The following is a 12,255-nucleotide window of genomic DNA, read 5'->3' as shown; positions in this document are numbered from 1 at the left end:
CTTTCTATATTCCTTATGCTAAATTTAAATATCATATATAAATAAACACAGTATTATTATTTTATCATTAATATATATGGCTGCCAAGTTTTTGAATTTACGTACTTAATGAAAAAAATACTGTGCCAAAATCAAAATTGCTGATTTTAGCACAGCATTAATATTTATGCTTGCCTATTCAAAAAAACTTAAACTGACTTATCACAGCTAAAAAAGCTTATTGATTTCTTCAATTCTTCAGATAATACTAAAAGATCTTCTGTTGAATTTGAAATATCCTGAAGGTTTGCAGCTTGCTCTTCTGATGCTGCATTTACTTCTTCCGTAGCTGCTGCAGCTTCTTCTGAAATAGCTGCTACCTCTTCTATCTTTGTAATTACAACTTTTTTATTTTCATTTATATTTTTTAATGCTTCAACTACAGTATTAATATGATTTTTAAGTTCATCTATATTTTTTTCTACTTGTATAAATCCATTATCTACTGTAACCATATTTTCCTTTGTGTTCATATTAGTTTCTTTTGTATTTTCTATCTTTTCTGTTACCATTCCTACACTATTTTTCATTTTACCTATTACTATTTCTATTTCACCCGCAAAAATAGTGGACTGTTCTGCTAACTTTCTAACTTCTTCAGCAACTACTACAAAACCCTTTCCATACTCTCCTGCTCTTGCAGCTTCAATACTAGCATTTAATGCTAATAAATTTGTTTGTTCTGCTATGTCTTTAATATTATTTATTATACCAACTATTTCTTGTGAATTGCTATTTAACACTTCTGCTTCTCTTATTAATTCTTCATTAACCTGGAACCCTTCTTCAAGATTGTTTTTTAAGTTATCAACTAATTTCATGCTGTTTTCTATAACTTTATTAGCTTCACCTGAAGTTTCTTCCATACTTTTAGCACTTTTTAATGTATTATCTACCAATTCTCCAAGATTCTCCACACTGCTTGAACTTTCTTGCAAATGGTCAGCTTGATTTGAAGCTCCTTCTGTTATTTGACTTACAGAACCAGAAACTTCTTCTGCTGATGAGCTAACTTCCTGAGTAACTGAAGCAAAATGCTTTGCAGATTTATTTAGCTTTTCAGAAACTTGTACAGCTTTATTTATAATAGATACAATTTCCATTTTCATAACATTAACTTCTTCTTTTATCATTGATACTTCTTTTAATTCATTATCTCTACATTCTATTTGTACACTTAAATTTCCCTTACCTATGCTCTTAAGAATTTCTATAATTTCATAAATAGATTTTATTAAATATTTTGATATTAAAAGTGAAACTATAATACCCAAAATTGCACATATCAAACCTACTATAATGTTAGGTACAATTAAGGATTTAATTTTGTCACTTAATTCTTGATTAGGTACAAAAGTCACTGTTAACCATCCAGTTTCACTATTTTGTGATTTTAAGGTTAAGTATTTTTGTCCATCTATATTTACTATATTGCTGCTATCTTTTGATTTAATTATTTCATCAAGCCACTTTAAATCCTTGCTTTTTTTGCTTACAAGTTTCTTATCCTTATGCGCAATAATAGTACCCGTTTGATCTACTACAGCTGTATATCCGCTATTTCCTATTTTTATATTGGAAATTTCCTTGCTTATAGTATCTAATGGTATGTCCCCTCCTATTACTCCTAAAGTTTCTTTGGTATTAGGGTCTTTAACAGTTTTTGCCAAAGTAACTACATAAGTCCCTGGTTTAACTACATCTTCATAAGGATCAGTTAACGCTACCTTTCCGTCCTCCTGTGCTGCTTTTGTATACCATGGTCTGCTTGTTGGATCATACCCAGGTTTTGGTTTTCCAGAAGTTGTGTGATGAACTTTTGAAGCTTCTCCATAATAAATTGCTCTTATCGCTTCATGATATTTTATATAATCATTAAAAGTTTTCATCATAGATACTTCTAATTCCGGTTTTTGTTTTAAACCTACTACATCATCATTTACAGAAAACATATCAATAGTGTTTTTATTATTAGTATACATATCAGCTATTATATTAGATATCTTGCCATTACTTGCACTCATTAAATCATAAAAATTCCTGGTTTCATTGTCTTTAACCTTAATTCCATTAAAAATGGAAATTATAAATATAGGAATTATTACGAATAATGGTATAAACGTCATCAGCAGTTTTTTAACACTTAAATTGATCTTACTTTTCATACCTATTCCCATCCATTCATAATTAAAATTTATATTATTTGAACTTGATATTAATCAATACTATACCATGATATCACAATTTGTCATATCTTCCAATAATATTATTTTTTAAAAATTAGATAATTATATTAATTTTTTAATAGAATTTTGTTTAAATAAATAAAAATTGATACTAATTAAAGTCCAATTTTGTTTATATAATTTAACAAATTATATATTTTTTTATTTTAATTATAAAAGCTGTGAATACAAATACAATATATCAATTCACAGCTTTGATTTTTATTACATTTTTCGACTTTTAATGATTCTAAACGCATTTTTTAAAAGTTCCTTTTAAATATGGACTTTTTATAATGAATTAAATAATAATGTTTAATCCCTTAAAGTAGCTTTTATTCTAGACTTTTTCATTATCATATTAAATACATCTTTTATATCTTTTACAGTTATATTGGAATTCATTATAGCTTCTGAAGCACACCCTTCTTCCTCAATGACTGCTACTGATAACGCTGATACTTTAAACATTTCCACATCATTAAGTCCATTACCTACAGCTATAGTAAATTTTGCTCCTATTTTTTCTACAAACTGCTTTTTATAAAAAGTTGCATTACCTTTTGAAAAAGTCTCCACCTTAACTGGTAGTCCTTCGCATTGACTTCTTACATTTCCATAGGTATCTGCAGTTATTATATATACATTTAAATACTCACTTAGTTCTTTAATCATTTCTTTAACCTTTACGTTCATTCCCCCGTCTACTGCTACGGTACCATTATAATCAAAAACAACATTTTCTATTTTTAAATCTTCTCTTCCTGGTATATTTATTTCTATCATTTGTATTTCTCCTCTCAAATTCCACTAATAAATTTATCCAATTAATCCTCCAATATATTTTTGTGTACTTTCTTTTAAAGGATTTTTAAAAATTTTTTCTGTTTCTTCATATTCTTCTATATGTCCATCCATCATAAAAGCTGTATAATCTGATATCCTTCTAGCTTGAGCTAAATTATGGGTTACTATTACAATGCTATAATTTCCACTTAATTTTTTGAGTGTTTCCTCTATTTTCATGGTATTATTTAAATCCAATGCAGAACAAGGTTCATCCATTAAAATAATCTCTGGTTCCATGGTAAGGGTTCTCGCTATACACAGTCTCTGCTGCTGTCCTCCTGATAGTTTAAGAGCTGACATATTTAAATAATCTTTTACTTCTTCATAAAGACCTACCATTTTTAACTTTTCTTCAACAACGCTGTTAATATCATCATTGCTATATGTACCATGATACTTTAGTGCATATATCATGTTTTTATATATAGAAAAAGGAAATGGTGTTGGTGCCTGAAAAACACATCCTATATTTTTTCTTAAAATATTTTTGTCTATTTTTCTAATATCTTGATGGTTAAATTCAATAATTCCTTCCACCTTAGAATTCTTCTCTTCATCTATTATCCTATTTATACATTTTAATAATGTAGACTTTCCACATCCTGAAGGACCTATTATTGCTGTTATCTTACATTTTTTTATAGAGAGATCTACATTTTTAAGTATTAATTTATCATCTAGCCACACATTTAAATCATTAATTTTTAATATATTATCCATATCTATCCTCTCTTTCTCTTACTTAAAAGAGCTGCTAAAAGGTTTAATAATATTAGCATTACAATAAGTACAAAAGCAGTTCCGTAAGCTTTTTGCAGCGAAATTCCTTGGCTTATTAGCATATACAAATGATAAGGCAGTGCCATTACTGGAGAAAAAAGAGAGTCTGGATTAGGTGCAGCTACCACTGCTGAAGTAAGCATAACTGGTGCTGCCGCTCCCATGGCAAATCCTCCTGACATTATAATTCCCGATATAATTTCTCCCTTACACTGCTGCAGTATTATGTGAATAAAAGTATATGATTTATCTATTCCAAGTGCATAAGAAGAAAGTATTAAATTTTCATCTACTTCTCTAATAGACTTTTCACTTAACACTTCTATATATGGAAAAATCATTATTCCAAGAGTAATGCCTCCTGATATAAGACTTACTCCAAAATTACAAAAATAAACTAAAAAAGAATATCCAAAAAGCCCTAAAACAATTGAAGGTATTCCCGCAATAGAACTCACTATCAAATGTATAAAATTTTCAATTCTTTTATTGTTACAATATAGACACAAGTACACAGCAGTACCTATTCCTAAGATTGCAGAATTCACACAAGCTAAAAACATTAAAGAAAGACTGCCAAGTATGGCTGGTAATATTCCTCCATCCATACCTAGAGGGGTACCCTTTGGACTGTCTAATATAAATCCAATATTTACAGAAGTATATCCTTTAATAAATATATAAGAGAATATAAATATAATTATGGAAACTACAATAAAACTACTTATAAAATACCATAACCCAAGTACTGTATTTTTTAAAACTCTATTCATATATGCTCCTTCTTTAAATTTGAATTTTCCTATTTATATTATAAAAAATTATATTTATTACCAAAATCAACAACATAAGTACAAGTCCCGCAGCAAAAAGCCCATGATAATGTAGACTTCCTATTTGAGCTGATCCCATTTCCAAAGCTATTAGTGCAGGTATTGTTTCTCCCTTTCCAAATAAGGTTGGCATTATAGGGCTATTTCCTATAACCATCATAACAGCCATAGTTTCTCCCATTGCTCTTGCTGTAGCAAGTATAGTTGAACATAATATGCTTTTTTTACAAACAGGCAGTATCAAGTTGCTAATCATATACCACTTTGATACTCCAAGTGCCTTTGAATAAACTTCATATTTTTCATAAGCTTTACTCATGGTTTCATCACAACTTGAAACTATATAAGGCAATATCATAATGCTTAAAAGTATGGCTGCACAAAATATAGATTCCCCTGTAGAAAAGGAAAGATATTTTTCAAAAAATTTTACTATAACTGAAAGTCCAATAAATCCATAAACTACAGAAGGTATACCTGCTAACATATTCACAAAAGCTTTTAGCACATATTTCAATCTTTGATTTACTAAAATGGACATGAATATAGAAAAACCTATACCTATGGGCATGGCAATTAAAACTGCTATAAAGGATACATATAAAGTTGATAAAAGAAATGGCATTATTCCAACCTTATTAGAATTTAACGGCTGCCATTCGGTTCCAAGTATGAAACTTATAAAAGATACTTTGCTAAAAACTCCCATACTTTCTTTTAATATAAATATTAGTATTAAGCTTAAAATACTTACAGCTAGAAAAGCTATAAATTTTACTAAAACACAAAATGCTCTTTCCGTTTTATTTCTTCTATTTTTCATTTAACTCACCTTTTAATTAAAATAACTCCTCAGGTAATAATCCCGAGGAGTTTGTCCATTTATTGTTTAGAATTACTTACAGGTACAAATCCTAATTCCTTAACTACTTTTAATCCTTCCTCTGAAGTTACATATTTTATAAAAGCGTTTTCTTCTGCATTTAAATCTCCATCCTTTATTATTAGAAGAGGTCTTGCTATTTTATATTTCCCTGATAGTATATTTTCAGATGTTGGAGTCACTCCATCAACATCCATAGAAACTATTTTTCCTTTATTTTGATCTACTATACCTACTGATGCATATCCAATAGCATCTTTATTTTCCATAATTTTTTGACCTAACGCTCCCATAGAAGGTGCTTGTATAGCTTCTTTACTTATTTTTTTACCATTCATTATACTCTTATCAAAAACTTCACCTGCACCACCACCTGCATCTCTTACTACAATTACTATTTTATTGGCAGGTAATGATGGATCTACATCACTCCAAAGCTTTGCTTCTCCTGAAAATATTTTTTGTATTTCTTCCTTACTTAAACCCTTCTTTTTCTGCAAGATAGAATTTTGTGGATTAACAGATATAGTAAGTGCATCCATACCTATTTTGAATTCTTTATATTTAGTCATTTTAGATTTTTGATCTTTTGGCATTTCCATTGATATCAACCCAAAATTACTTGTTTTCTCAACTGCAGCTTTAACTCCTGTTCCTGAACCTCCAGAAGATACTGTTATTTGTATGGGCTTATCTGGTAAACTGCTGTCAACCTTATTCCAAGTCTTATTTTTTTCTGTAAAGTTATTTGCTATCTTAGAAATAGTTGGTGCCATTGTGGAAGATCCACTAAACATTATTTTTGTTTCTTTGGAGTCTCCACTATTCTGTGAAGTTTGCTGGCTTCCGCATCCTGCAAATGTCATACCCGCAGCTAAAAATAAGCTTAAAAGTACACTTGAACTTTTTTTCATAAGTTAATCCCCCTTAATATGTATATATAATATATTACTTATAATATTATTCTATCATCTAATACAATTATATTCTTTATATATTACTTTTTTTAATAAACATGCTACAATTAATAATAATTTGTTATACCTTACATACATATAAAATTCTGACTTAATATAAAAATATTGCAATATAACCTTTTAAAGAGGACAATTGTCCTCTTTCCTCTTTAAAATGCTTTGTATTATGCTTAAGCTACAAAAATTAAACAAAAAACTAAAAAAACTGCAAGAATAATTCTTACAGTTTTTTTTAAAGATAATATTATCTTTGATATCCTCTTTGTTGTTTTCTAGCTTTTCTGCATTCTGGGCATCTTACTGGTTCGTTTTCGAAGCCTTTTTCCTTATAGAAAGCCTGTTCTCCTTCTGTGAAAACAAACTCTTTTCCGCAATCTTTACATACTAAAGTCTTATCTGCCATTTTAAACATTTCTCCTCTTTGATTCAGATTAAGATTCAATTATATTAAATCTCTTATTTCATTGGTTAATCATATTTGATTCCAACATGTGTAATTATAGCATAGATATAATTAGTAAGCAATAATTTTTGTATTAATTTTTAAATATTTTTTAATATTTCTAAATCTTAAATCCATTTACTTTATCCTTAAATTTTAATTGAAGAATACATTTTCAACTTAACTACCTATTCATACTCCTTTTAATGGTATTTAATTATGAAGCATACGCATTTTCAAATTGACTATTGTAAAGTGAAGCATAAAAACCATTTGCCTTTAATAATTCCTGATGACTACCTTGTTCTACAATATCTCCATCCTTCATTACAAGTATCAAATCTGCATCCCGTATTGTTGATAATCTATGAGCAATAATAAAGCTTGTTCTTCCTTTCATTAGATTTTCCATAGCCTTTTGAATAAGCACCTCTGTACGAGTATCAATAGAACTTGTAGCTTCATCAAGTATTAATATTTTAGGATCTTTTAAAAGTGCACGAGCAATGGTTAATAGCTGCTTTTGCCCTTGAGATACATTGCTTGCTTCTTCATTTAATTCCATATTATATCCCTTTGGCAAAGTTTTTACAAAATGGTGAACATGAGCTGACTTAGCTGCTTTAACAACCTCTTTATCCAAAGCATCAAGTTTACCATAACGTATATTCTCCATTATTTCACCATTAAATAGCCAAGTGTCTTGAAGTACCATACCAAACATACTACGCAAATCTTCTCTGGTAAAATCTTTTATATCATGTCCATCAATTAATATAGATCCACCATTTAAATCATAAAAACGCATTAAAAGCTTAACTATTGTGGTCTTTCCTGCTCCAGTTGGTCCTACTATGGCTACCTTTTGACCAGGTTTAATATGAGCCCTGAAATCATTTATTATCATTTTATCAGAGTTATATCCAAATCGAACATCCTTAAAAGTAACTTCTCCTTTAACCTCTTGAAGTTTAACTGGATTTTCTGACTCTTTGACTTCTTCTTCCTCTTCTAAAAATTCAAAAACCCTTTCTGCAGCAGCTGCTGTCGATTGAAGTACATTAGCTATTTGAGCTACTTGAGATATAGGCTGTGTAAAACTTCTAACATATTGAACAAATGATAAAATATCCCCAACTTCAATAGTTTTCTTTATTGCAAGCCATCCACCTAAAATAGATACAGCTACATAACCTATATTACCAATGAAAGTCATAATAGGCATCATCATTCCAGATAAAAATTGAGATTTCCATGCTGAACTATAAAGTATATCATTAACCTCTTCAAAATTTTTAACCGCTTCCTCTTCTCTATTAAAGGCTTTTACTATATTGTGACCACTATAAATTTCTTCTACTTGTCCATTAACATGTCCTAAATATTCCTGTTGAGATTTAAAATACTTTTGTGATTTTTTTATTACCCCTGTGATTAGAACCATTGATACTGGCAGTATTAAAAGTGCAACTAATGTCATTTGCCAACTTATCGATAACATCATAATTAATACACCTATTATTGTAACAACTGACGTTATTATTTGTGACATACTTTGATTTAATGATTGGCTCACAGTATCTACATCATTAGTAATCCTGGACAGCACTTCTCCATGTGTCTTCTTATCAAAGTACTTAAGCGGCATACGATTAATCTTTTCATCAATTTCCTTTCTGAAATTATAAGATACCTTTTGTGCTACTCCTGAAACTATATATCCTTGTATAATTGAGAACACAGCACTAACAATATATAATGCAAGAAGTAAAATTACAATATACCCTATATAGCTAAAGTCAATGGTTGCACCTTTTACTCCCATTACCTTATTTACCAATCCTTCAAAGAGCTTGGTTGTTGCCTTACCTAAAATTTTGGGACCTATTATAGAAAAAGCTGCACTACCTATTGCAAAAATAATTACAATAATTATTGATAGCCTATATGGTTTTAAATATTGCAGTAATTTATTCATAGTAGCTTTGAAATTCTTTGCCTTTTCACCATTTCCTATACCACCCATATGACCTTTGCCAAAGCCACCTTGTGTCTTATTTTCTATTTTTCTATCACTCATGCTGAAAGTTCCTCCTTTGAAAGTTGAGATAAAGCAATTTGCTTATAAACCTCACAATTTTCCATAAGTTCCTTGTGAGTACCAGTTCCTACTATTTTCCCCTCATCAAGTACAATGATTTTATCTGCATTCATTATTGTACTTATTCTTTGTGCAACCATTATAATAGTACTTGCTGAAATTTCATTTTTAAGAGCCTTACGTAATACTGCATCAGTCTTAAAATCAAGAGCTGAGAAACTATCATCAAAAATGAATATTTCAGGTTCCTTAGCAAGAGCACGAGCAATTGAAAGCCTTTGTTTTTGACCTCCTGAAACATTAGTACCACCTTGTGATATTTCTGTATTAAAGGTTTCAGGTTTAGTATTAATAAATTCCATAGCTTGAGCTATTTCTGATGCTCTTATTATTTCCTCTTTAGTTGCATTTTCCTTACCATATTTAATATTACTTTCTATGGTACCTGAAAATAAAATTCCCTTTTGCGGTACATAACCAACTTTTTCTCTCAATTCCTTTTGAGACACTTCTTTAATATTAGCACCATCTATTAATATTTCTCCACTTATTACATCATAAAACCGTGGAATTAAGTTTATTAATGTTGATTTTCCACTTCCTGTACTTCCAATAAAGGCTGTAGTTTCCCCTGGCCTTGCAGTAAATCTAATATTTGAAAGCACATCTTCTTCTGCACCTGGATATCTAAAGCTAACATTTTTAAATTCAACGGAACCCTTCATGTCTAAAGAGAATTTTTTAGTTTCTTCTAAATCAGTGATGGCAACTTCAGTATCTAAAACTTCTGCTATACGCTGAGCTGATACAGAAGCTCGTGGAAGCATAATTGATACCATAGAAATCATCAAAAATGCCATAATTATTTGCATTGTATACTGCATGAATGCCATCATATCACCAACCTGTATATGTCCCATATCAACCTGATGAGCTCCAATCCAAATTATAAGTAAAGAAACTCCATTCATTATGAACATCATTAATGGCATCATTAATGTCATTAAACGGCTTATAAATAAATTTGTTTTTGTTAAATCCTTATTTGCTTTTTCAAATTTACTTTCTTCGTATTTTTCATTATTAAAAGCACGAATTACTAGCATACCTGTTAAAGATTCACGAGTTATTAAATTAATCTTATCTACTAGCTTCTGTACACTCTTAAACTTAGGCAAAGCTATACTAAATAAGACAATAACTAAAGTTAAAATGGCCATAACTGCAACTGCTATAATCCACCCCATAGAAAGATCTGTATTAAGCACCTTAATAACTCCACCTACACCCAAGATTGGTGCATAAAATACTATTCTGAGCAACATGACCATAAGTGTTTGCACCTGCTGAATATCGTTTGTACTTCTTGTGATTAAAGAAGCTGTTGAAAATTTATCAAATTCTGTATTAGTAAAACTTGTAACTTTTCTAAATACTTTTTTTCTAAGGTCTTTTCCTAATCCTGCTGCTACTCTTGCTGCTAATAAACTAACTATTACTGTAGCAATCATACTAACTAAAGCTAAAAGAAGCATTTTTCCACCTGACACAAAAATGTAGTTAGATTGAAGCTTATCTGTATTTATTCCTATAACTTTATATTCATTATGAATACAACTAACTGCAGATTGAGTTACCATACTGCCTGGCATATTCTTAAATTTTTCATCTGCCTTTTCCCTTATTGTATTTATCTGACTTTGTGGCAACTTGGAAATTACTATAAAAGGATCTGTATTTGCTGGAAGCTTTGTTTGTGGTTTGCTTCCCTTACTCCCTGATATACTAGAGTTTAGTGCAGATATTCCACCCTTTTCAATTCCTTGAGTAATTAACATAGGTTTCCCAAAAATATTATTAAGTTCACTAATTGTATTTTTATTTTTTGTATTCAACTTATAAAGTGGCTCTTTATCAAGCCTTGGATAATCCTTTAAATAGTTATCTAACTCACTTTGAGAAAGACTTTCCTTATTCAAAAGAATATAATTTTCATCTATTTCTTTTTTCTCATTTTCATTCATAAAGAATTTAAGTTTATCAAATTCACTTTTACGAATTACACTTGGAACTGCATTTTCCACTCCACCTTGTTGAATGCCTACATTAACAATATTAGACATATAGTCCGGCAGTGATAAATCGCATACTGCCTGTACAAACAAAAGACATACCACTGCAACTATGGATGTCATAAAAGGTTTTAAATGTTTTATTATTTTTAACATTAAACTCATTTCTCCATTCTACTTTTATTTAGTTTTTGCTTTATTCTTTAAATTCTTCAATAACTAATTACAACTACATCTTATATACCTCCAAATGCAATTTAGTTATAATTATATAACTATTATATTTAAATAATTTTTATATGTCAATAACTTTTATGCATCCATAACTTTTCATATTGTATAATAATTATAAATGTATTATAATATAGGAAATTATATTATTTACTTATGGAGGACAAAATGGATAATAATCAACTTAATAAACTATCTGGAGATTTATATAATCTAATGTTATATTTACATAATAAAATTTTTCATCCAAACGATATTGCAAAGAATCTTCCTATACCCCATTCTCATTTTAGAGTTATAATTTACCTTGCACGTATGGGTACATCTTCCATTTCCGAAGTCGCCAAAAAGCTTGTAATATCAAAACCTAATATGACACCTATCATTGATAAGTTAATTAATGAAGGAATGGTTAATAGATACAATGATGAAAATGATAGACGAATCCTTAGAATTGAATTAACAGATAAGGCTTACGGTTTTATAAAAGAACAAGAAGAAATAACGAAAAATAATTTAGCCAAAAGAATATCCTCTCTTACTGATGAAGATTTAAAATCTCTTGGCGAGCATGTAGTAGGTATTACAAAAATAATTTCAAAACTAGAATAACTTGTCAATTTTTATCAAGATAATTTGGAAAATAAGAAAACAAAGAGCTTTATAAAAATTAGTTTATTTATTTCGCTGGCATAAAAATGCTTTCAAGTTGCAATATGAGTAGAATTAATAACATATTATATAAAAATTTTAAAAAGTATATAGAAAGGAAGTGAATACTTTAGTGAGTTTAGCGCCTATAGTACACTGAATCACTAATAAC

The 12,255-nt window shown here is 29.4% G+C and carries 10 protein-coding genes; 1 reads left to right on the top strand and 9 read right to left on the bottom strand.

Going from position 1 to position 12,255, the window contains the following annotated elements:
* Window positions 1-188 precede the first annotated feature (188 nt).
* The 9 genes from Q6H37_RS11835 to Q6H37_RS11795 form a co-directional block, all read right to left on the bottom strand.
* Window positions 189-2,204, bottom strand: coding sequence for a methyl-accepting chemotaxis protein (locus tag Q6H37_RS11835; RefSeq protein WP_318742126.1), 2,016 nt, complete (start codon window positions 2,202-2,204; stop codon window positions 189-191).
* 375 nt (window positions 2,205-2,579) lie between these two features.
* Window positions 2,580-3,050, bottom strand: a complete 471-nt coding sequence (locus Q6H37_RS11830; protein ID WP_318742125.1) for an HAD family hydrolase — start codon at window positions 3,048-3,050, stop codon at window positions 2,580-2,582.
* A gap of 33 nt (window positions 3,051-3,083) precedes the next feature.
* A complete protein-coding gene (locus Q6H37_RS11825; RefSeq protein ID WP_318742124.1) occupies window positions 3,084-3,833 on the bottom strand; it encodes a phosphate ABC transporter ATP-binding protein in 750 nt (249 codons plus the stop codon).
* A gap of 2 nt (window positions 3,834-3,835) precedes the next feature.
* Window positions 3,836-4,666, bottom strand: a complete 831-nt coding sequence (pstA, locus tag Q6H37_RS11820; RefSeq protein ID WP_318742123.1) for a phosphate ABC transporter permease PstA — start codon at window positions 4,664-4,666, stop codon at window positions 3,836-3,838.
* 13 nt (window positions 4,667-4,679) lie between these two features.
* On the bottom strand, window positions 4,680-5,549 hold the full coding sequence (gene pstC, locus Q6H37_RS11815) for a phosphate ABC transporter permease subunit PstC (RefSeq protein ID WP_318742122.1): 870 nt from the start codon (window positions 5,547-5,549) through the stop codon (window positions 4,680-4,682).
* A gap of 59 nt (window positions 5,550-5,608) precedes the next feature.
* Window positions 5,609-6,523, bottom strand: a complete 915-nt coding sequence (locus Q6H37_RS11810; RefSeq protein WP_318742121.1) for a phosphate ABC transporter substrate-binding protein — start codon at window positions 6,521-6,523, stop codon at window positions 5,609-5,611.
* Between the two features lie 307 nt (window positions 6,524-6,830).
* Window positions 6,831-6,989 carry a zinc-ribbon domain-containing protein gene (locus Q6H37_RS11805; RefSeq protein WP_007061385.1) on the bottom strand — a complete coding sequence of 53 codons (159 nt, stop codon included), beginning with the start codon at window positions 6,987-6,989 and terminating at the stop codon, window positions 6,831-6,833.
* Window positions 6,990-7,245: 256 nt separating this feature from the next.
* Window positions 7,246-9,108 carry an ABC transporter ATP-binding protein gene (locus Q6H37_RS11800; protein WP_318742120.1) on the bottom strand — a complete coding sequence of 621 codons (1,863 nt, stop codon included), beginning with the start codon at window positions 9,106-9,108 and terminating at the stop codon, window positions 7,246-7,248.
* The gene (locus Q6H37_RS11795) at window positions 9,105-11,357 is read right to left on the bottom strand and encodes an ABC transporter ATP-binding protein (RefSeq protein ID WP_318742119.1); all 2,253 of its coding nucleotides are present in this window, start codon (window positions 11,355-11,357) and stop codon (window positions 9,105-9,107) included. The genes Q6H37_RS11800 and Q6H37_RS11795 overlap by 4 nt, the downstream gene beginning before the upstream one ends.
* A 243-nt stretch (window positions 11,358-11,600) precedes the next feature.
* On the opposite strand from Q6H37_RS11795, the gene Q6H37_RS11790 reads away from it, so the two are divergent.
* Window positions 11,601-12,044: a MarR family transcriptional regulator gene (locus tag Q6H37_RS11790; protein ID WP_318742118.1), complete on the top strand. Its 444-nt coding sequence runs from the start codon at window positions 11,601-11,603 to the stop codon at window positions 12,042-12,044.
* Window positions 12,045-12,255 lie beyond the last annotated feature (211 nt).

The organism is Clostridium sp. JS66, assembly GCF_033561535.1.
Classification (GTDB): Bacteria; Bacillota; Clostridia; order Clostridiales; family Clostridiaceae; genus Clostridium_AM; species Clostridium_AM carboxidivorans.
The sequence above is the reverse complement of the archived record's forward strand: the minus strand, read 5'-3'. Positions and strand labels throughout refer to the sequence as shown.

Bases quoted from the DNA above. Each gene is read 5' to 3' on its own strand.
- Q6H37_RS11795 (WP_318742119.1), bottom strand. From the start codon at position 11,357: ATGTTAAAAATAATAAAACATTTAAAACCTTTTATGACATCCATAGTT.
- pstA (WP_318742123.1), bottom strand. From the start codon at position 4,666: ATGAATAGAGTTTTAAAAAATACAGTACTTGGGTTATGGTATTTTATA.
- Q6H37_RS11810 (WP_318742121.1), bottom strand. From the start codon at position 6,523: ATGAAAAAAAGTTCAAGTGTACTTTTAAGCTTATTTTTAGCTGCGGGT.
- Q6H37_RS11825 (WP_318742124.1), bottom strand. From the start codon at position 3,833: ATGGATAATATATTAAAAATTAATGATTTAAATGTGTGGCTAGATGAT.
- Q6H37_RS11830 (WP_318742125.1), bottom strand. From the start codon at position 3,050: ATGATAGAAATAAATATACCAGGAAGAGAAGATTTAAAAATAGAAAAT.
- Q6H37_RS11790 (WP_318742118.1), top strand. From the start codon at position 11,601: ATGGATAATAATCAACTTAATAAACTATCTGGAGATTTATATAATCTA.
- Q6H37_RS11835 (WP_318742126.1), bottom strand. From the start codon at position 2,204: ATGAAAAGTAAGATCAATTTAAGTGTTAAAAAACTGCTGATGACGTTT.
- Q6H37_RS11800 (WP_318742120.1), bottom strand. From the start codon at position 9,108: ATGAGTGATAGAAAAATAGAAAATAAGACACAAGGTGGCTTTGGCAAA.
- Q6H37_RS11805 (WP_007061385.1), bottom strand. From the start codon at position 6,989: ATGGCAGATAAGACTTTAGTATGTAAAGATTGCGGAAAAGAGTTTGTT.
- pstC (WP_318742122.1), bottom strand. From the start codon at position 5,549: ATGAAAAATAGAAGAAATAAAACGGAAAGAGCATTTTGTGTTTTAGTA.